At 60.1% G+C, this 19,508-nt stretch carries 17 protein-coding genes and 1 riboswitch; of the genes, 12 read left to right on the top strand and 5 right to left on the bottom strand.

The features are described from left to right. Positions 1 to 92 precede the first annotated feature (92 nt). The 7 genes from nikA to KHQ24_RS01010 all read left to right on the top strand — a co-directional run bounded on the left by nikA (position 93) and on the right by KHQ24_RS01010 (position 6,723). On the top strand, positions 93 to 1,661 hold the full coding sequence (gene nikA / locus KHQ24_RS01040) for a nickel ABC transporter substrate-binding protein (RefSeq protein WP_064189857.1): 1,569 nt from the start codon (positions 93 to 95) through the stop codon (positions 1,659 to 1,661). Then, positions 1,661 to 2,605 carry a nickel ABC transporter permease subunit NikB gene (gene nikB, locus KHQ24_RS01035; RefSeq protein ID WP_211777092.1) on the top strand — a complete coding sequence of 315 codons (945 nt, stop codon included), beginning with the start codon at positions 1,661 to 1,663 and terminating at the stop codon, positions 2,603 to 2,605. Before nikA ends, nikB begins: the two co-directional genes overlap by 1 nt. After that, positions 2,602 to 3,435: a nickel ABC transporter permease subunit NikC gene (nikC, locus tag KHQ24_RS01030; protein ID WP_004202068.1), complete on the top strand. Its 834-nt coding sequence runs from the start codon at positions 2,602 to 2,604 to the stop codon at positions 3,433 to 3,435. Before nikB ends, nikC begins: the two co-directional genes overlap by 4 nt. After that, positions 3,435 to 4,199, top strand: coding sequence for a nickel import ATP-binding protein NikD (gene nikD, locus KHQ24_RS01025; RefSeq protein WP_064189856.1), 765 nt, complete (start codon positions 3,435 to 3,437; stop codon positions 4,197 to 4,199). The genes nikC and nikD overlap by 1 nt, the downstream gene beginning before the upstream one ends. Next, positions 4,196 to 4,987 carry a nickel import ATP-binding protein NikE gene (gene nikE, locus KHQ24_RS01020; protein WP_135683842.1) on the top strand — a complete coding sequence of 264 codons (792 nt, stop codon included), beginning with the start codon at positions 4,196 to 4,198 and terminating at the stop codon, positions 4,985 to 4,987. Before nikD ends, nikE begins: the two co-directional genes overlap by 4 nt. Beyond that, positions 4,975 to 5,373 (top strand): nickel-responsive transcriptional regulator NikR, encoded by a 399-nt coding sequence (gene nikR / locus KHQ24_RS01015; RefSeq protein WP_211777091.1) that lies wholly within the window; start codon positions 4,975 to 4,977, stop codon positions 5,371 to 5,373. The genes nikE and nikR overlap by 13 nt, the downstream gene beginning before the upstream one ends. 98 nt (positions 5,374 to 5,471) lie before the next feature. After that, positions 5,472 to 5,653, top strand: a riboswitch (M-box (ykoK) riboswitch). Between the two features lie 56 nt (positions 5,654 to 5,709). After that, entirely contained in the window at positions 5,710 to 6,723 is a 1,014-nt protein-coding gene (locus KHQ24_RS01010; RefSeq protein WP_032456703.1) for a magnesium transporter, read from the top strand. A gap of 39 nt (positions 6,724 to 6,762) precedes the next feature. Here the strand turns inward: KHQ24_RS01010 and KHQ24_RS01005 are convergent, their stop codons facing one another. Beyond that, the gene (locus KHQ24_RS01005; RefSeq protein WP_004204939.1) at positions 6,763 to 7,956 is read right to left on the bottom strand and encodes an NAD(P)/FAD-dependent oxidoreductase; all 1,194 of its coding nucleotides are present in this window, start codon (positions 7,954 to 7,956) and stop codon (positions 6,763 to 6,765) included. 229 nt (positions 7,957 to 8,185) lie between these two features. Between KHQ24_RS01005 and pitA the strand changes: the two genes are divergently transcribed. Beyond that, positions 8,186 to 9,682 (top strand): inorganic phosphate transporter PitA, encoded by a 1,497-nt coding sequence (pitA, locus tag KHQ24_RS01000; protein WP_004204940.1) that lies wholly within the window; start codon positions 8,186 to 8,188, stop codon positions 9,680 to 9,682. 58 nt (positions 9,683 to 9,740) lie between these two features. Here the strand turns inward: pitA and uspB are convergent, their stop codons facing one another. Continuing rightward, entirely contained in the window at positions 9,741 to 10,076 is a 336-nt protein-coding gene (gene uspB / locus KHQ24_RS00995; protein WP_002921203.1) for a universal stress protein UspB, read from the bottom strand. Positions 10,077 to 10,458: 382 nt separating this feature from the next. Here uspB and uspA point away from each other — a divergent pair, with 382 nt between their 5' ends. Next, positions 10,459 to 10,896, top strand: a complete 438-nt coding sequence (uspA, locus tag KHQ24_RS00990; RefSeq protein ID WP_004145166.1) for a universal stress protein UspA — start codon at positions 10,459 to 10,461, stop codon at positions 10,894 to 10,896. A gap of 255 nt (positions 10,897 to 11,151) precedes the next feature. Next, complete coding sequence (dtpB, locus tag KHQ24_RS00985; RefSeq protein ID WP_004204941.1) at positions 11,152 to 12,624, top strand: dipeptide/tripeptide permease DtpB; 1,473 nt, start codon at positions 11,152 to 11,154, stop codon at positions 12,622 to 12,624. A 145-nt stretch (positions 12,625 to 12,769) separates the two neighbouring features. Here dtpB and rsmJ read toward each other — a convergent pair whose 3' ends face one another. The 3 genes from rsmJ to KHQ24_RS00970 all read right to left on the bottom strand — a co-directional run bounded on the left by rsmJ (position 12,770) and on the right by KHQ24_RS00970 (position 17,026). Then, positions 12,770 to 13,522, bottom strand: coding sequence for a 16S rRNA (guanine(1516)-N(2))-methyltransferase RsmJ (gene rsmJ, locus KHQ24_RS00980; RefSeq protein ID WP_043522531.1), 753 nt, complete (start codon positions 13,520 to 13,522; stop codon positions 12,770 to 12,772). Between the two features lie 7 nt (positions 13,523 to 13,529). After that, positions 13,530 to 15,572, bottom strand: a complete 2,043-nt coding sequence (gene prlC / locus KHQ24_RS00975) for an oligopeptidase A (RefSeq protein ID WP_135683846.1) — start codon at positions 15,570 to 15,572, stop codon at positions 13,530 to 13,532. A 182-nt stretch (positions 15,573 to 15,754) separates the two neighbouring features. After that, positions 15,755 to 17,026 carry an acid phosphatase gene (locus tag KHQ24_RS00970; RefSeq protein WP_211777090.1) on the bottom strand — a complete coding sequence of 424 codons (1,272 nt, stop codon included), beginning with the start codon at positions 17,024 to 17,026 and terminating at the stop codon, positions 15,755 to 15,757. 193 nt (positions 17,027 to 17,219) lie between these two features. Between KHQ24_RS00970 and KHQ24_RS00965 the strand changes: the two genes are divergently transcribed. Together KHQ24_RS00965 and gorA are read left to right on the top strand one after the other, a co-directional pair. Then, the gene (locus KHQ24_RS00965) at positions 17,220 to 18,062 is read left to right on the top strand and encodes a 23S rRNA (adenine(2030)-N(6))-methyltransferase RlmJ (protein ID WP_211777089.1); all 843 of its coding nucleotides are present in this window, start codon (positions 17,220 to 17,222) and stop codon (positions 18,060 to 18,062) included. A gap of 72 nt (positions 18,063 to 18,134) precedes the next feature. Then, on the top strand, positions 18,135 to 19,487 hold the full coding sequence (gene gorA, locus KHQ24_RS00960; protein ID WP_023319289.1) for a glutathione-disulfide reductase: 1,353 nt from the start codon (positions 18,135 to 18,137) through the stop codon (positions 19,485 to 19,487). The last annotated feature ends 21 nt before the right edge of the window (positions 19,488 to 19,508 follow it).

The raw sequence follows: 19,508 nt of genomic DNA, 5'->3' as shown, positions 1-19,508 counted from the left end.
TATACTTTTCGGCGCAATTTTGATCCAGGTTACTCCGAAAGTATGATGAATCACTAAAATCGTCATACTTTCCTGTCGTTGAGATTGCCGTCTTGTCTATTTTCCGCCTCACTCTGCTGGCGCTGATCGCCTGCGTCCCTCTGCTGGCTCAGGCCGCGCAGCACTCGCTCACCACCGCCTGGCCGGTGAACGTCGGCCCGCTGAATCCGCATCTTTATACCCCCAACCAGATGTTTGCCCAAAGCATGGTCTATGAGCCGCTGGTGAAGTATCAGGCTGACGGCAGCGTGCAGCCCTGGCTGGCGACCCGCTGGCGTCACTCCGACGATGGTAAAACCTGGTGGTTCACCCTGCGCGAGGATGTGACCTTCTCCAACGGCGAACCCTTTACCGCCCAGGCCGCAGCGGCGAATTTCCAGGCGGTGCTCGCCAACCGTCAACGCCACGCCTGGCTTGAGCTCGCCAATCAGATAACCGACGTGCGGGCGCTCAGCGCCAGCGAGCTGCAGATCACCCTGAAAAGCGCCTACGCCCCTTTGCTACAAGAGCTGGCCCTGCCCCGCCCGTTCCGCTTTATCGCCCCCTCGCAGTTTATCGATGGCGGCACCGCCAACGGCATCAAAGCCCCGATCGGCACCGGGCCGTGGCGACTGGCGAGCTCGCAGCTCAATCAGCGCGACGTGCTGGTACGCAACGAACAGTACTGGGGTAATAAACCCGCGCTGCAGCAAATCACCATCAAAGTAATCCCTGACGCCACCAGCCGCGCGGTGGCGTTCGAAACCGGGGAAATTGACATGCTCTACGGCGACGAAGGGCTGCTACCGCTGGATACCTTCGAACGCTTTCGTCATCACCCCGGCTACGTGGCTCGACTCTCCGCCCCGACGGAGACGGTGATGCTGGCGCTGAACGCCAGCCAGGGCCCGACCCGCGAGCAGGCGGTTCGCGAGGCGCTCAACTACGCCGTCGACAAGCAGACCCTCGTCGATAGCGTGCTCTACGGCACCCAGCAGGTTGCCGACACCCTGTTTGCGCCCTCGGTCCCCTACGCCCCGCAGGATCTGACGCCGCGCCGTTACGATCCGGCAAAAGCCCGCGCCCTGCTGGCGCAGGCCGGCTGGCAGCAGCCGGAAGGCCAGCCCTGGCGACAAAAAGCCGGGCAAGCGCTGGCGATTGAGCTGGCGTTTATCGGCACCGACGCGCTGGCTAAATCGATGGCCGAAATTATTCAGGCCAATCTGCGGGAGGTCGGCGTCCGCGTCACCCTGGTGGGCGAGGAGGAGAGCAGCATCTATGCGCGCCAGCGCGAAGGCCGGTTCGGCATGATCTTCAATCGCACCTGGGGCGCCCCCTACGATCCGCATGCCTTTTTAAGCTCGATGCGCGTGCCCTCGCATGCCGATTATCAGGCCCAGCGCGGCCTGCCCGACAAAGCGCTGATTGATAAAGAGATTAGCGAGGTGCTGACCACCAGCGACGAGGCGCAGCGGAAACGGCTGTACCACGATGTGCTGACCCGTCTGCATCAGGACGCGGTGTACCTACCCATCAGCTATGTCTCGCTGATGTCGGTTGCGCGCCAGGAGGTCGGCGAGATCCCGTTCGCGCCGGTGACCACCGAGATCCCGTTCGACCAGATTAAACCGGTAACGCCATAATGCTACGCTATATTTTACGCCGCCTGCTGCTGCTGATCCCGCTGTTGCTCGCCGCCTCCGCCATCATCTTTCTGCTGCTGCGGCTCGGCACCGGCGACCCGGCGCTGGATTATCTGCGCCTGTCGAACTTGCCGCCCACGGAAGAGATGGTCGCCTCGACCCGCGAACTGCTGGGGCTCAACCAGCCGCTGGCGATGCAGTATCTGCACTGGCTGTGGCGGGCGCTGCACCTGGACTTCGGCCTCTCTTATGCCACCCGGCGGCCGGTGCTGGACGACCTGCTGCACTTCCTGCCGGCCACCCTGCTGCTCACCGGCGCGGCGCTGGCGCTGATCCTCGTCACCTCGCTGCCGCTGGGGATCTGGGCGGCGCGCCATCGCGATCGCCTGCCGGATTTTGCTGTACGGCTGATTGCCTTCCTCGGCGTGTCGATGCCGAACTTCTGGCTAGCCTTTCTGCTGGTGATGCTCTTTTCCGTGCATCTGCAGTGGCTCCCGGCGATGGGATACGGCGACTGGCAGCACCTGATATTGCCCGCCGTCTCCATCGCCTTTATGTCGCTGGCGATTAACGCCCGGCTGCTGCGCGCCAGCATGCTGGAGGTCTCCGGCCAGCGTCACGTGGTATGGGCGCGGCTGCGCGGGTTGAGCACGCGCCAGGTGGAGCGGCGGCATATCCTGTGCAACGCCACCCTGCCGGTGGTGACCGCCATGGGCATGCACATTGGTGAGCTGATCGGCGGCACGATGATTATCGAAAATATCTTTGCCTGGCCGGGGGTTGGCCGCTACGCGGTTTCCGCGATCTTCAATCGCGATTATCCAGTGATTCAGTGCTTTACCCTGATGATGGTCACGGTGTTCGTACTGGCTAACCTGGCGGTGGATGTGCTTAACGCGGCGCTCGACCCGCGCCTGCGCCGCCATGAGGAGGTGAGCGTATGAGATGGCTGCGAAACTTCCGCTGGCCGGTGAAACTGGCCCTGCTGGTTATCGCGCTGCTGGCGGTCATCGCCCTCGGCAGCGGCTGGTGGCTGCCCTGGGATCCGGCGGCGATTAACCTGCAGCAGCGGCTGCTGCCGCCAGGGGGGGCGCACTGGCTGGGAACCGATCATCTTGGACGGGATATTTTCTCGCGCCTGCTGGCCGCCACCCGCGTCTCGCTGGGGGCGGTAATGGCCTGCCTGCTGCTGGTGCTGCTGATCGGTTTGGCGGTTGGCGGCAGCGCCGGGCTGCTGGGCGGCCGCGCCGACCGCGGCCTGATGCGCCTCGCCGAACTGTTTATGACCTTTCCGACCTCGATCCTGTCGTTCTTTATGGTGGGGGTGTTGGGTACCGGGCTGACCAACGTGATCCTCGCCATTGCGCTGTCGCACTGGGCCTGGTACGCCAGAATGGTGCGTAATCTGGTGGTCTCCCTGCGCCAGCGCGAATTTATCCTCGCCGCCCGCCTGAGCGGCGCCAGCCAGTGGCGGCTGTTCAGCGACCATCTGGCAGGGGCGGTGATCCCCTCGCTGCTGGTGCTCGCCTCGCTGGATATCGGTCATATGATGCTTCACGTGGCCGGCATGTCGTTCCTTGGCCTCGGCGTCAGCGCGCCGACGGCGGAATGGGGGGTGATGATCAACGACGCCCGGCAGTATATCTGGACCCAGCCGCTGCAGATGGTCTGGCCGGGGCTGGCGCTGTTCATCAGCGTGATGGCCTTTAACCTGCTGGGCGACGCGCTGCGCGATCGCCTCGATCCTCACCTGATCGCGGAGCATAGCCACTGATGCCGCAGAAGATCCAACTGCAACAGATCGCCCTTACCGCCGACCGCCCGCTGGTCAGCGACGTCTCGCTTACCCTGCGCCGCGGCCAGGTACTGGCGCTGCTCGGCAGCAGCGGCAGCGGGAAATCGCTCACCTGCGCCGCCGCGCTGGGCCTGCTGCCGCCCGGCGTCAACCAGACCGCCGGCCGGGTGTTGCTTGACGGCATGCCGGTGCACGGCGAACAGCTGCGCGGCGCGACTATCGCCACTATCATGCAGAACCCACGCAGCGCCTTTAATCCGCTGCATACCATGTCCGCCCACGCCCGGGAAACCTGCCGGGCGGCGGGCCGCGAAGCAAGTGACGCCGCCCTGCTGGCGGCAATGGAAGAGGTGGGTCTGGATAATCCGCGGGCGCTGCTGAAACGCTACCCCTTTGAGATGAGCGGCGGCATGCTGCAACGGATGATGGTCGCCCTCGCCCTGCTCAGCCGCGCGCCCTTTATCATCGCCGACGAACCGACCACCGACCTCGATGCCATCGCCCAGGCGCGGATCCTCAATCTGCTGGCGGATATCGTCGCCAGCCGCGGTCTGGGGCTGCTGCTGGTGACCCATGACATGGGCGTTGTGGCGCGGCTGGCGGATTACGTAGCGGTCATGGAGAACGGTCGCCTCGTTGAACAGTGCGATGTAAATACGCTGTTCAGCGCCCCACAGCACCCGCTGAGCCAACGCCTGTTGGCGGCGCATCTGGCGCTGTACGGACTGGAGAAAACAGCATGAATTTACTCAGCGTCACCGGGGTGAGCCACAATTACCCGCACCACGGCAGGGTCCTGCACGAGGTCCAACTCGCCATCGCCCCCGGCGAAACGGTGGCCCTGCTCGGGCGCAGCGGCTGCGGCAAGAGCACCCTGGCGCGGATGCTGGTGGGCCTGGAAACGCCGCAGCACGGCGATATTGTCTGGCGCGGCACACCGCTGACCGCCCTGAAGGGCGAGGCCGTCGGCGCCTTCCGCCGCGATATTCAGCTGGTGTTTCAGGACGCCTTCAGCGCGGTGAATCCGCGCAAAACGGTGCGCGAGATCGTCAGCGAGCCGCTGCGCCATCTGTTGCGCTTGTCGCGCGAGGAACGCGCGCGTCAGGTGGAAGAGATGCTGCAGGCGGTCGACCTTTCCACGACGCTACTCGATAAACGCCCGTCGCAGCTCAGCGGCGGACAGCTGCAGCGCGTCTGCCTGGCTCGCGCCCTGGCAGTACGGCCGCAGCTGTTGATTCTGGATGAAGCGGTCTCGAATCTCGATCTGCTGCTGCAGGCGGAGATTATCGCCCTGCTGAAGCGCCTGCAAGCCCAGTTTGGCACCGCCTGCCTGTTCATCACTCACGACCTGCGGCTGGTGGAGCGCTTTTGCCAGCGGGTGCTGGTGATGGAGCACGGACGCATCGTCGAAACCGCAACGGTCAGTCTACCGCTGCGCCTGCGCTCCCCTGCCGGACAGGCGCTCCAGCAGGCGGTGCTGCCACCTTTTCCTGCCACTCTGCTTAACGAGGCCATGCCATGCAGCGCGTAACCCTGACTCTTGATGATGACCTGCTGGCCGCTCTCGATGCGCTCAGCGCCCGCCGCGGCTACTACAATCGTTCGGAGGCGGTACGCGATATTCTGCGAGACGCCCTCAACCAGGATCCCGCACCGTCGGAGCCGCGGCGCGGTTATGCCGTCCTGTCATATGTGTACGAGCATGAAAAACGCGAACTGGCGAGCCGGCTGATGGCCACCCAGCATCATCATCACGATCTCTCCGTCGCCACGCTGCATGTGCATATCAGTCATGACGACTGCCTTGAGATTGCGGTGCTGAAGGGAGACATGGTCGAGATACAGCATTTTGCCGACGACGTGATTGCCCAGCGCGGCGTGCGCCATGGGCATTTGCAGTGTTTAGCGGATGATTAACGATTTGAAAATTCTTGGGTGGTTTATCAACAGTTGATAAACCACATAAATTATACGCTTTGTGAATTATCCCGCTTCGCCAATAATGGCGCTTCATTTAACGATCTCGTTATGGCGAGGCTCCTGCATAAATACAAGTTACCGCCCTGTTGGTATCGAGAGAGACCACTAAGGGAAATACAGGCTTCCATCGAATCAAGGTGTTGCCAAGGTAACTTCTGGCGGTCATGACCGTTCAGATACGTTATGCAGTGCTAAAACCAGGACGTAGGGATCTGCCTGCGCTAACCCTGTCTTGTTCGCCCCTATGAGTGATTTTTTATAGGGATTTTAATCATGTCTTCCATTCAACTCTGCGCCGCCCATCAGGCGACCTCTGGCTTCAACGGCGATGCCATCGCCCAGTACATGCGTACCGACTTTATTACGCTGCAGGAACATCTCAGCGTCCATGAGGCGCGGGAGCACTTTATCTCGCAGCTCACCAGCGATGATATTCCCGGCCAGGTGTTTGTTGTCGCCGGTAAAAAGCTGCGCGGCAGCCTGTCGGTCAAAAAGCTACTGCAGGAAGGGGATGTCGGGCAGTCTATCCGCTACCTGATGGACAGCTGCCTGTTCCGCGTCAAACCTGACGATGAACGCCCGCAGGTCATTGCCGAGCTCAACGATCGCGGCCTCGAGCTGGTTCCCGTCGTCGATAAAGGCGAGCTGGTCGGCTGCCTGATGGAAAAGGAGATCGCCCATCTGCTGGAGGATGACGTCACCGAGGACGCTCAGCTGCAGGGGGCGACGCTGCCGCTGGAAAAACCGTATCTGGACATCAGCCCCTGGACGCTGTGGAAGAAACGCTCGGTGTGGCTGCTGCTGCTGTTCGTGGCCGAAGCCTACACCAGCAGCGTGCTGCAGCATTTCGAAGAAGCCCTGGAGTCGGCCATTGCGCTGGCCTTCTTTATTCCGTTGCTCATCGGCACCGGCGGCAACAGCGGAACGCAGATCACTTCGACGCTGGTGCGCTCGATGGCGCTGGGAGAAGTACGGCTGCGCGATATGGGGCGGGTGATCCGCAAAGAGGTGTCGACCTCGTTTCTGATTGCCTTAACGCTGGGGCTGGCGGGCTGCCTGCGCGCCTGGATGATGGGCATCGGCATGGAAATCACGCTGATCGTCAGCCTGACACTGGTATGCATTACCCTGTGGAGCGCAGTTGTCTCGTCGGTCATTCCGATGGTGCTTAAACGGATCGGCATCGACCCGGCGGTGGTTTCCGCGCCGTTTATCGCCACGCTGATCGATGGCACCGGACTGATTATCTATTTCAAAATCGCCCAGTATTTTCTTGGGTTGAACTGATCATATACGTTCGGGCGCCAGGGCGCCCGAACGCTTAGATTACCCTTCCACCAGCGCCTGCGCGCAGGCCCAGGCGCTTGACCACGCCCACTGGAAGTTATAGCCGCCGAGCCAGCCGGTGACGTCCATCACTTCGCCGATAAAGTAGAGACCCGGCGCCTTACGCGCCTCCATGGTACGCGACGAGAGCTCATTGGTGTCCACGCCGCCGAGGGTCACTTCCGCCGTCCGGTAGCCTTCGGTGCCGTTCGGCTGCACGCGCCAGGCGGTCAGCGTCTCCACCAGCGCTTGCTGATCTCGAACGTTCAGCTGCTTCAGCGTGACATCAGGAATTTGCCCCAGCTGCTGCAGACACTCCACCAGCCGCTTCGGCAACTGCATCGCGAGGGTGTTTTTCAGGCTCTGGTTGGGATGCGCGCCGCGCTGCTCGTTAAGGAATTCCTCAAGATTGCAGTCTGGCAGCAGATTCACGGTGACGAACTCACCGGGCTGCCAGTAGCTGGAAATTTGCAGCACCGCCGGTCCGGAAAGGCCGCGATGGGTGAACAGCAGATTTTCGCGGAACAGGGTGCCGTTCTCGGCGGTGATGGTCGACGGCACCGAGACGCCGGAGAGAACCTGGAGCTGCTCAAGCAGCGGCTTGTGCAGGGTAAACGGCACCAGACCCGCACGGGTCGGCAGCACCTTCAGGCCGAACTGCTCGGCGATTTTATAGCCAAACGGCGAGGCGCCGAGGCCCGGCATCGACAAGCCGCCGGAGGCGATCACCAGCTTTTTGGTCGCCAGCGTTTCGCCGTTCACCTGAAGCCGATAGCCTTGCTCGTCGCGCTCCACGCTGAGAATTTCGCTGCGCAGGCGGATCTGCACGCCGCCCTTTTCGCATTCCGCCAGCAACAGAGTGACGATCTGTTCCGCCGAATCATCGCAAAACAGCTGACCGAGGGTTTTCTCATGCCAGGCGATGCCATATTTGCCGACCAGCTCGATAAAGTCCCACTGGGTGTAGCGCGCCAGGGCTGATTTGCAAAAATGCGGGTTTTGGCTCAAATAGGCCGCCGGCTCGACATACATATTGGTAAAGTTGCAGCGGCCGCCGCCGGACATCAGAATTTTTCGCCCCGGCTTTTTGCCGTTGTCGAGCAGCAGGACGCGACAGCCAAGCTGCCCCGCCTGCGCTGCGCAAAACATTCCCGCCGCTCCGGCGCCAACGACAATGGCATCAAACCTTTCCACACCGCATTCCTCGTTCCCCAATTGTCGGGTTTTGTAAATATTTCACTCTGGTCACACCAGCGGGAAAAATCCCGCATTAGATACATCATTGAAAGATATAGGATTACTCCCAACAGGGTAAAACCTAAACAGGAAGAAAATCAAAAAAAGTCTATATTTCACTTTGCCCGCGCCGCTAAAGTCACTGATAATGCGCCGCGTTCATGTCCTCAAAATGGCGTAACGTCCTATGCTACATTTATTTGCCGGTCTGGATTTACATACCGGACTATTATTATTGCTTGCTTTAGCTTTTGTACTGTTTTACGAAGCGATTAACGGTTTCCATGATACCGCAAACGCGGTGGCTACGGTTATCTACACTCGCGCTATGCGCTCACAGCTCGCTGTGGCGATGGCGGCGCTCTTCAACTTCTTCGGCGTTCTGCTGGGCGGTCTCAGCGTAGCCTATGCCATCGTGCATATGCTGCCGACCGATCTGCTGCTTAACATGGGTTCCGCGCATGGCCTCGCCATGGTGTTCTCTATGCTGCTGGCGGCGATCATCTGGAACCTCGGGACCTGGTACTTCGGTCTTCCGGCATCCAGTTCTCATACCCTGATCGGCGCCATCATCGGTATTGGTTTAACCAATGCGCTGATGACAGGCACCTCCGTGGTTGATGCGTTGAATATCCCGAAAGTCATCGGCATTTTTGGTTCGCTTATCATCTCGCCTATCGTTGGTCTGGTGATTGCGGGCGGCCTGATTTTCCTGCTGCGCCGCTACTGGAGCGGCACCAAAAAACGGGCGCGTATCCACCTGACCCCGGCGGAGCGTGAAAAGAAAGACGGCAAGAAAAAGCCGCCGTTCTGGACCCGTATCGCCCTGATCCTGTCCGCTATCGGCGTGTCGTTCTCTCACGGCGCTAACGATGGACAGAAAGGCATTGGTCTGGTGATGCTGGTCCTGATCGGCGTCGCCCCGGCGGGCTTCGTGGTGAATATGAACGCCTCCGGTTACGAAATCACCCGTACCCGCGATGCGGTCAACAACGTGGAAACCTTCTTCCAGCAGCGCCCTGACCTGCTGAAGAAAGCCACCGGCGTTGACCAGCTGGTTCCCTCTCCGGACACCAATACCGCGGCCAACGGCGAGTTTCATTGCCATCCGGCGAACACCATCAACGCCCTTGACCGCGTGAAGACCATGCTGACCGGCGTTGAGAACTACGAGTCGCTAAAACCGGAACAGCGCGGCCAGCTGCGTCGCATCATGCTCTGCATCTCCGACACTACCGACAAAGTGGCGAAACTGCCGGACGTGAGCGCTGACGACCAGCGTCTGCTGAAGAAACTGAAAACCGATATGCTGAGCACCATCGAGTACGCGCCAATCTGGATTATCATGGCGGTCGCGCTGGCGCTGGGTATTGGTACCATGATCGGCTGGCGCCGCGTGGCGACCACCATCGGTGAGAAGATCGGTAAGAAGGGTATGACCTACGCCCAGGGGATGTCGGCGCAGATGACCGCAGCGGTCTCAATCGGTCTGGCGAGCTACACCGGGATGCCAGTTTCCACCACCCACGTGCTCTCCTCCTCGGTAGCGGGGACGATGCTGGTGGATGGCGGTGGTCTGCAGAAAAAGACGGTAACCAGCATTCTGATGGCCTGGGTACTGACCCTGCCGGCAGCGATTATCCTTTCAGGCGTCCTTTACTGGCTCTCCCTGAAGCTGATTTAAGCGTTATTCGTTCAAAACGGGCCAGCTTGCTGGCCCGTTTTTTATTCTGAAAATATCGTTAGTGCCAGATCATCAGCGCAATCAGGCTCACCACCACCAGGCCGCACAGGGCGCTGGTCAGAATAAACTGGCGACGAACACGTTCGCAGCGACGAATAAATTCATCGTCATGATGGTCACGGTAGCGCTGGGCATAGATATACCAGACCAGCCGCATCTGTTTGCTGGGCTGCCCGTGCGAGGTAAAAAAGCCGCCGCCATCGACGTACTGATAGAGCAAGGGATCGCAACCACGTAGCACAACCAATAATGCACGCAACGATGAGAAGTAGCGTGCCATATTCACCACACAAACGACACACAGGGCCCAAAACAGCGCAATAGTGCTGATCATACCTCCTCCCCGGCGACCCGCCCACGGAGAAATCCTCCGCGGCTACCGCTCCCCAAATAACCGACGACAATACCGTAAAGAGTGCGATTCCGATCACATTTATTTTTCCGACCGGCTCATTAAATAGTGTAGGAGATCCATTAATTTTTTTACCACAAGGTTATTCGTTATCAATACGTAAGACGGATAAATTTGTTTAGCTTTTAGGTGAACCCAGTGCATTGACGGAGTGCGGGGGGCGCTATAAGGTAAGAAATATCTTCTACAATGAAGTCCTTAAAGGCTACCCTCCCGCGAATGTAGCACGCAGGACGCGGGCGAAACGGCAGCGCCAGCTGTCAGGTCCAATGGTCATCGACAAACTTATGGAAGGAGTAACACTATGGCTTACAAACATATTCTGATTGCAGTAGACCTGTCCCCGGAGAGTAAAGTACTGGTTGAAAAAGCCGTTTCTATGGCCCGCCCTTATAACGCGAAAGTCTCCCTGATCCACGTGGATGTCAATTACTCCGACCTCTACACCGGGCTGATTGACGTGAACCTCGGCGATATGCAAAAACGCATCTCCGAAGAGACCCATCACGCGCTGACCGAGCTCTCAACCAACGCCGGCTACCCGATCACCGAGACCCTGAGCGGCAGCGGCGACCTCGGTCAGGTGCTGGTCGATGCGATTAAAAAATACGATATGGACCTGGTGGTCTGCGGCCATCATCAGGACTTCTGGAGCAAGCTGATGTCCTCTGCCCGTCAGCTGATCAACACCGTCCATGTCGACATGCTGATCGTCCCGCTGCGCGACGAAGAAGACGAATAACCCTCCCGTTGTGTCATGCCAGACGCCCGCCGCTGCGGGCGTTTTTATTTTCGCTTCCGCCCCGCCAGACAACAGAGATTAACTCCATAAAAAAGCTATTCAATTAGTGTGATCAGCCAGTTATTCACTAAAACATCTATATAATAATCTACTCATTAAGCCAATAATCGCAGCATGGCGAGTTATCAGACATTTTCGGCGCGTTCTGGCATACGCGTTCATACTTTTTGGGAAAGTAATACAAGGCGAAGGAATATGAATACAACTGCACCTACGGGTTTGCTGCAGCAACCTCGTCCGTTCTTCATGATCTTCTTTGTGGAGCTCTGGGAACGTTTTGGCTATTACGGCGTTCAGGGGATCCTGGCGGTCTTCTTTGTTAAACAGTTGGGCTTCTCTCAGGAACAGGCCTTTATCACCTTCGGCGCCTTCGCGGCGCTGGTTTACGGGCTGATCTCGATCGGCGGCTACGTGGGCGACCATCTTCTGGGGACCAAACGTACCCTGGTGCTCGGCGCGGTTGTGCTGGCTATCGGCTACTTTATGACCGGGATGTCGCTGCTGAAACCGCAGCTGATCTTTATCGCCCTCGGCACCATCGCCGTCGGCAACGGTTTGTTTAAAGCCAACCCGGCGAGCCTGCTGTCAAAATGCTATCCGCCGAAGGATGCCCGTCTCGACGGGGCGTTCACCCTGTTTTATATGTCGATAAACATCGGTTCGCTGCTGTCGCTGTCGCTGGCGCCGGTGATCGCGGAAAAGTTTGGCTACGCGGTGACCTATAACCTGTGCGGCGCGGGGCTGATTATCGCGCTGCTGGTCTACTTCGCCTGCCGCGGGATGGTAAAAGATATTGGCTCCGAGCCCGATCACCGCCCCCTCAGCCTGCGCAATCTGGCGCTGGTGCTGGCCGGTACGGTGGTAATGATTTTTCTCTGCGCCTGGCTGATGCATAACGTGATGATCGCCAACCTGGTGCTGATTGTCCTGTCGGTCGTGGTCATTGCGTTCTTTTTCCGCGAGGCGTTTCGCCTTGATAAAACCGGGCGCAACAAAATGTTCGTCGCCTTTATCCTGATGATCGAGGCGGTGCTGTTTTACATTCTCTACGCCCAGATGCCGACCTCGCTGAACTTCTTCGCCATCAACAACGTCCATCATCAGATCCTGGGTTTTACCATCAACCCGGTCAGCTTCCAGGCGCTGAACCCCTTCTGGGTGGTGGTAGCCAGCCCGGTGCTGGCGGCGATTTACACCCATCTCGGTCATAAGGGTAAAGACCTGACCATGCCGGTGAAATTTACCCTCGGGATGTTCCTCTGCGCGCTGGGCTTCCTGACCGCCGCGGCCGCCGGGATGTGGTTCGCCGACGCCCAGGGATTAACCTCGCCGTGGTTTATTGTGCTGGTTTATCTGTTCCAGAGCCTGGGCGAGCTGCTGATCAGCGCCCTGGGGCTGGCGATGGTCGCCGCGCTGGTGCCGCAGCATCTGATGGGCTTTATTCTGGGGATGTGGTTCCTGACCCAGGCCGCCGCGTTCCTGCTCGGCGGCTATGTGGCGACCTTCACCGCGGTGCCGGAAAATATCACCGACCCGCTGCAGACGCTGCCGGTTTACACCAGCGTGTTCAGTAAAATTGGCCTGGTGACCCTGGGGGTCACGGTGGTGATGGCGCTAATGGTGCCGTGGCTGAACCGGATGATTAATACCCCGGCCAGCGCCGAGTAACCGTTTAAGATGGCCGACCCGCACTGGCGCCGTTTGTTCAAATATTACGGTTCCCGGCTTGCGCTACGCTGAGCCGGGCTACAATGCGGTAGCCCGGATAAGGCGCGTTGCGCCGCTATCCGGGAGATACCACCACGGGGTAATATTACTCCGGCGTGCCGGCGTAAATATCAAACCGATGCCCTTTGGTCACCACCGCGTTCGGCGTGGCGACTTCCGCCAGCGGCGGCGCGTAATCCGGGCGCTTTACCACCACCCGTTTGGTCGCCAGCTGGCGCGCCGGGGCCAGCAGGCCATCGGCGTCTAAATCAGGCCCCACCAGCGACTGAAAAACGCGCATCTCTTTCTTCACCAGCGCGCTTTTCTGCTTATGCGGGAACATCGGGTCGAGGTAGACCACCTGCGGACGCGGGGTGATATCGGTCAGCGCCGTCAGGCTGGAGGCGTGGATCAGCTGCAGCCGCTCCTGCAGCCAGCCGCCGATTTCCGCATCGGCATAGCCGCGGGCCAGACCATCGTCGAGCAGCGCGGCGACCACCGGATTGCGCTCCAGCATCCGCACGCGACAGCCGACCGACGCCAGCACAAAGGCATCGCGCCCCAGGCCGGCGGTGGCGTCAACCACATCCGGCAGATAATCGCCTTTAATGCCCACCGCTTTGGCTACCGCTTCACCGCGGCCGCCGCCAAACTTGCGCCGGTGGGCCATCGCCCCGCCGACGAAATCGACGAAGATACCGCCAAGCTTAGGCTCATCGCGCTTACGCAGCTCCAGATGCTCAGCGGTCAACACCAGCGCCATCAGGTTATTGTCATCCTGCTCCAGCCCCCAGCGGGCGGCCAAAACAGATAAGGCGCCGTCTCCGGCGCCCGTTTCATCAATTAAGCAGATCTTCACGTAGCAATCAGCCTTTGATCCCGTAATGCTCAAGCATCGCGTCCAGCTGCGGCTCGCGCCCGCGGAAGCGTTTGAACAGCACCATCGGCTCTTCGGAACCGCCGCGGCTCAGGATGTTGTCGAGGAACGACTGACCGGTTTCGCGGTTGAAGATGCCCTCTTCTTCAAAGCGTGAGAAGGCATCTGCCGCCAGCACGTCGGCCCACAGGTAGCTGTAGTAACCCGCCGCGTAACCGCCGGCGAAGATATGGCTGAAGGCGTGCGGGAAGCGGCCCCAGGTTGGGCCTGGCACCACGGCGACCTGCTTTTTAATCTCCGCCAGGGTCTCAAGGATTTTCGCCCCCTGCTCCGGCTTGTACTCCGCGTGCAGGCGGAAATCGAACAGGCCGAACTCCAGCTGGCGCAGAATAAACATCGCCGCCTGGTAATTTTTCGCCGCCAGCATTTTCTCCAGCAGCGCCTGCGGCAGCGGTTCACCGGTTTCATAATGACCGGAGATAAAGGCCAGCGCTTCCGGCTCCCAGCACCAGTTTTCCATAAACTGGCTCGGCAGCTCGACCGCGTCCCACGGCACCCCGCTGATGCCGGAAACCCCGGCGGTATCGATGCGGGTCAGCATGTGGTGCAGACCGTGGCCGAACTCGTGGAACAGGGTGATCACTTCGTCGTGGGTGAACAGCGCCGGTTTGCCGTTGACCGGACGGTTGAAGTTACAGGTCAGGTAGGCGACCGGCTTCTGCAGGGAGCCATCCAGCTTACGCATCTGGCCGACGCAGTCGTCCATCCACGCCCCGCCGCGCTTGTGCTCGCGGGCATACAGGTCGAGATAGAAGCTGCCGCGCAGCTCGTTGTGTTCGTCATACAGCTCGAAGAAGCGCACTTCCGGATGCCACACATCGACATCGGTACGCTCTTTGGCGGTAATGCCGTAAATGCGCTTCACCACTTCGAACAGACCGTTAACGACTTTGTTTTCAGGGAAATAGGGGCGCAGCTGCTCATCGCTGATGCTGTAGAGATGCTGTTTCTGTTTTTCGCTGTAGTAAGCGATGTCCCACGGCTGCAGCTCTTCGACGCCGAACTCGGTTTTAGCGAAAGCGCGCAGCTGGGCCAGCTCTTTTTCGCCCTGTGGACGGGCGCGTTTTGCCAGGTCGGTGAGGAAGTCGAGCACCTGCTGCGGATCCTCCGCCATTTTGGTGGCGAGGGATTTAAAGGCGTAGCTGTCAAAGCCCAGCAGCTGCGCCAGCTCGTGGCGCAGAGCGAGGATCTCCGCCATCACCGGGCTGTTATCCCATTTCCCGGCGTTCGGCCCCTGATCGGAGGCGCGGGTGGAATAGGCGCGGTACATCTCTTCGCGCAGCGCCTGATTGTCGCAGTAGGTCATCACCGGCAGGTAGCTCGGGATATCCAGCGTCAGTAGATACCCTTCCTGCTCTTTGGCCTGGGCCTGCGCCTGAGCGGCGGCCAGCGCGCTTTCCGGCATACCGGCCAGATCGGCGACGTCGGTCACCAGCTTGTTCCAGCCCATAGTGGCGTCAAGGACGTTGTTGCTATACTGGTTGCCCAGCTCAGAGAGGCGCGCGGCGATTTCACCGTAGCGTTTCTGCGCCTCCGGCGGCAGGCCAATACCGGATAATTCGAAATCGCGCAGCGCGTTATCAACCGCTTTTTTCTGCGCGGTATTCAGCGTGGCGTAGTTATCGCCATCGCGCAGGTCGCGGTAGGCTTTATACAGGCCTTCATGCTGGCCGACCCAGGTGCTGTACTCGGAGAGCAGCGGCAGCGTCTGTTCGTAGGCCTCGCGCAGTTCCGGGCTGTTTTTTACCGAATTGAGATGGCTGACAGGCGAGAAGATGCGTCCCAGCACATCGTCCACTTCCGCCAGCGGCTGGCAAAGATTTTCCCAGCTATACGGCGCGCCGTGCGCCACCGCGCTTTCCACTGCGGCCCGGCAATCCTCCAGCGCTTTGGTGACCGCGGGGACCACGTGCTCTGGTTTGATCGCAGAAAAAGGCGGCAGGGAAAAAGGCGTCAGTAATGGATTGGTCATATGCGCTGTCCTGTTGAAAAGGGTGAGTGAAGCGCGCGTCCGGCGCTTATGCATGAGATCTAGAATGGGGGATAGTTGGGGGAATTTCAATGACGGGCGGTGCGTCAGCCTGGGTATTGCTGCGATAAGTCCGCCCGTTGCCGGAAAAACGCGGCACGCGGTGCAGCGTGCCGGAAACCGCATTAATGCCCTTTTTGCGCCATTTCCCAGGCCGCCGACAGATTCAGCCGCTGCCAGAACTGCTGCTCGGGGGTGGCGCCGGACAGCGGGTAGCCCGCCGGCAGCGCGGTATTGACCATCAGCGCCCGGCGCTGGGCCGCAGACAGCTGCGGCAGGGCAGCCTCCAGCAGCACTTCCGCCCCCTTCGGCACCTGCAGGCGCGGCTGCGGCCCCGTCTGGCGCGGCAGGTCGTAGGTCATGGTGAAACGAGTGAAATCACGCATCGCCGGATCGCGCCAGGGATCGTCTTTCACGCTGCTCTTCGCGCACTCGGCAAGCGATGTGCCGCAGGCTTTCGCCAGCGCGGCGCGCAGCTGATCGCGGGCTTCGTTAAATAATACCCGGTAGCGCGGATCGTTAAGATAATGGGCCACGTTGCGCTCGGCCACCATCCGCGAGCCGATCACATCCAGGGGATAGTGGACACCCAGCACGATGCGCGAATAGCCATAGCGTGCGCCGCGCGCCACCAGCGCGTCGTAGCGCTCCGGGATCATCGCCGCCAGCAGCAGCGCATCAGTATAGCCAGTGTTGGTGTGACCGCTGGGGAACGAGCCGCCGTCGGCGGTATAGGGCTGGTTATCCTTCACCACCACGTCGTCCGGCACCAGGTGAATGGTGTTGCCCTGCACCAGAAACGGCCGCGGATTGTTGTAGTGCTTTTTCGCCTCGCCGGTGCTGACCTCCGAGGCTTTGATCAGCGCCGCCGCTTTCCCCAGCGCGCCCTGGTCATAGGCGGTCAGAAACGCGTTGCCCAGCCGCGGCCCCAGCGCGTCGCTGAGGAAGTAGAGGTAGCTAATCCCTTCCGCATCGGCCAGCGCCTGACGGCGGGTGGTCTGTACGGCGTCGCGGTTAATGGCGGTCACCATCGCCAGATTCTGCTGCACGACGGTCTCCGGCAGGCTGCTGAACGCCGACATCAGCGCAATGCCCGCCTGCTGATTGGCCCGGGTCTGGAAGTCATAGCCGCTGGCCTTCAGCCAGGCGGTATCGGCCTGGGTTTTGTTTTGTTTCGCGTGCGCCAGCCGATCGCGTGTCAGCGCGGCGGCATCCCCCTGCAAAGCGTGGCGCAGCTGCGCCAGCGCCTGTTGCTCAAGATCGTCATACGCCTGGCTGGAGGCAGCCGGCGTCACGCTATTGGCGAGGGCCGCCGCCCTGTTCAGCGGGATGTCTTTAGCCAGAACCGGTTGCGCCAGCAGCAGCGCCACGGCCAGCAGCGAGAGTTGATTTTTCATTATTTTTCCTTTTATTCAAACAATTACCTTGCCTGTATCCGACGCTAGCGCGGCCGTTTGACGCTTTTATGACAGCGTTATGTTTTGCAACGCTTTTGGCAGAAATGAAACAGCGCGGCGGCGCAGCGGTAATCTCGGCCGATCTGCGGTAAACTATCGGTTAACTTGTTTATTTCCCGGAATCTCTGCATCCATGCTCAGTTATCGCCACAGCTTTCACGCAGGCAACCACGCCGACGTCCTCAAACACACCGTTCAGAGCCTGATCATCGAAGCGCTGAAAGAGAAAGAAAAACCGTTTCTCTACCTGGACACCCACGCCGGCGCGGGCCGCTATCAGCTGAGCGGCGAGCACGCCGAGCGTACCGGCGAGTATCTCGAAGGCATCGCCCGGATCTGGCAGCAGGACGACCTGCCGGCAGAGCTTGAGCCCTATATTTCGGTGGTCGAACACTTCAACCGTAACGGCCAGCTGCGCTACTACCCGGGCTCCCCGCTGATCGCCCGCCAGCTGCTCCGCGAGCAGGACAGCCTGCAGATGACCGAGCTGCACCCGAGCGACTTCCCGCTGCTGCGCGCCGAGTTCCAGAAAGACAGCCGCGCGCGCGTCGATAAAGCCGATGGCTACCAGCAGCTGAAAGCTAAGCTGCCGCCGGTCTCGCGCCGCGGTCTGATTCTGATCGACCCGCCGTACGAAATTAAAAACGACTATCAGGCGGTGGTGACCGGGATTAACGAAGGCTATAAACGCTTCGCCACCGGCACCTACGCGCTGTGGTATCCGGTGGTGCTGCGCGCGCAAATAAAACGCATGATCAAAGATTTAGAAGCCACAGGTATCCGCAAAATTCTGCAAATCGAGCTGGCGGTGCGTCCGGACAGCGACCAGCGCGGCATGACCGCCTCCGGGATGATCGTCATCAACCCGCCGTGGAAGCTGGAGCAGCAGATGAACAATGTGCTGCCGTGGCTACACAGCAAGCTGGTGCCGGCCGGTACCGGTCACACGACCGTCAGCTGGATCGTGCCGGAGTAATCGCAACCATCGGTGGAACCTTTTACGCCTCGCGCTACAATCGCGGCAATCAACGATTAAGGACATATGGGCATGAGCAAACATTATGATTACCTCGCCATCGGCGGCGGTAGCGGCGGTATCGCCTCGATTAACCGTGCGGCCATGTACGGCCAGAAGTGCGCGCTGATTGAAGCCAAAGCGCTGGGCGGCACCTGCGTCAACGTCGGCTGCGTGCCGAAAAAAGTGATGTGGCATGCGGCGCAGATCCGCGAAGCCATTCATCTTTACGGCCCGGACTACGGTTTCGATACCACCATCAACCATTTCGACTGGGAGAAGCTGGTCGCCAGCCGCAGCGCCTATATCGACCGCATTCATACCTCCTACGACAACGTGCTGGGTAAGAATAACGTCGACGTGATCAAAGGGTTTGCGCGCTTTGTCGATGCCCACACCGTGGAAGTGAACGGCGAGACCATTACCGCCGATCATATCCTGATCGCCACCGGCGGCCGTCCGAGCCACCCGAACATTCCGGGCGTGGAATACGGTATTGATTCCGACGGTTTCTTCGAACTGCCGGCGCTGCCGAAGCGCGTGGCGGTGGTCGGCGCGGGCTACATCGCCGTTGAACTGGCGGGGGTGATTAACGGCCTCGGCGCTGAGACCCACCTGTTCGTGCGTAAGCACGCGCCGCTGCGCAGCTTCGATCCGCTGATCGTCGAAACGCTGGTGGAAGTGATGAACGCCGAAGGTCCGCAGCTGCATACCAACGCCATCCCGAAAGCGGTGGTGAAGCATGCCGACGGTAGCCTGACCCTTGAGCTGGAAGATGGCCGCAGCCAGACCGTTGACTGCCTGATCTGGGCGATTGGCCGCGAACCGGCGACCGATAACTTCAACCTGGCGGCTACCGGCGTGAAAACCGACGATAAAGGCTACATCATCGTCGATAAGTTCCAGAACACCAGCGTGCCGGGCATCTACGCCGTGGGCGATAACACTGGCGCCGTCGAACTGACCCCGGTGGCCGTGGCCGCAGGCCGTCGCCTCTCCGAACGCTTGTTTAACAACAAGCCGGAAGAGCATCTGGACTACAACAATATTCCGACCGTGGTCTTCAGCCACCCGCCTATCGGCACCGTCGGCTTAACCGAGCCGCAGGCGCGCGAGCAGTATGGCGACGACGCGGTGAAGGTCTACAAATCCTCCTTCACCGCGATGTACACCGCCGTCACCTCGCACCGCCAGCCGTGCCGCATGAAGCTGGTGTGCGTTGGCCCGGAAGAGAAGATTGTCGGCATCCACGGCATCGGCTTCGGAATGGATGAGATGCTGCAGGGCTTTGCGGTGGCGTTGAAGATGGGCGCTACCAAAAAAGACTTCGACAATACCGTCGCTATTCACCCGACGGCGGCAGAAGAGTTTGTCACCATGCGCTAACACGCGAGCGCCGGATGATAA

The sequence above is a fragment of the Klebsiella sp. 54 genome, from assembly GCF_018223875.1.
GTDB classification, from domain to species: Bacteria; Pseudomonadota; Gammaproteobacteria; order Enterobacterales; family Enterobacteriaceae; genus Klebsiella; species Klebsiella quasipneumoniae.
Note: the sequence above shows the minus strand (reverse complement) of the source record. Positions and strands in the feature narration are given on the sequence as shown.

Excerpts from the sequence above, each read along its gene's own strand:
- nikC (WP_004202068.1), top strand. The coding sequence starts at position 2,602 with ATGAGATGGCTGCGAAACTTCCGCTGGCCGGTGAAACTGGCCCTGCTG.
- prlC (WP_135683846.1), bottom strand. The coding sequence starts at position 15,572 with ATGACCAATCCATTACTGACGCCTTTTTCCCTGCCGCCTTTTTCTGCG.
- dtpB (WP_004204941.1), top strand. The coding sequence starts at position 11,152 with ATGAATACAACTGCACCTACGGGTTTGCTGCAGCAACCTCGTCCGTTC.
- nikR (WP_211777091.1), top strand. The coding sequence starts at position 4,975 with ATGCAGCGCGTAACCCTGACTCTTGATGATGACCTGCTGGCCGCTCTC.
- nikB (WP_211777092.1), top strand. The coding sequence starts at position 1,661 with ATGCTACGCTATATTTTACGCCGCCTGCTGCTGCTGATCCCGCTGTTG.
- KHQ24_RS00970 (WP_211777090.1), bottom strand. The coding sequence starts at position 17,026 with ATGAAAAATCAACTCTCGCTGCTGGCCGTGGCGCTGCTGCTGGCGCAA.
- uspA (WP_004145166.1), top strand. The coding sequence starts at position 10,459 with ATGGCTTACAAACATATTCTGATTGCAGTAGACCTGTCCCCGGAGAGT.
- uspB (WP_002921203.1), bottom strand. The coding sequence starts at position 10,076 with ATGATCAGCACTATTGCGCTGTTTTGGGCCCTGTGTGTCGTTTGTGTG.
- nikE (WP_135683842.1), top strand. The coding sequence starts at position 4,196 with ATGAATTTACTCAGCGTCACCGGGGTGAGCCACAATTACCCGCACCAC.
- nikD (WP_064189856.1), top strand. The coding sequence starts at position 3,435 with ATGCCGCAGAAGATCCAACTGCAACAGATCGCCCTTACCGCCGACCGC.
- KHQ24_RS01010 (WP_032456703.1), top strand. The coding sequence starts at position 5,710 with ATGTCTTCCATTCAACTCTGCGCCGCCCATCAGGCGACCTCTGGCTTC.
- pitA (WP_004204940.1), top strand. The coding sequence starts at position 8,186 with ATGCTACATTTATTTGCCGGTCTGGATTTACATACCGGACTATTATTA.
- KHQ24_RS00965 (WP_211777089.1), top strand. The coding sequence starts at position 17,220 with ATGCTCAGTTATCGCCACAGCTTTCACGCAGGCAACCACGCCGACGTC.
- gorA (WP_023319289.1), top strand. The coding sequence starts at position 18,135 with ATGAGCAAACATTATGATTACCTCGCCATCGGCGGCGGTAGCGGCGGT.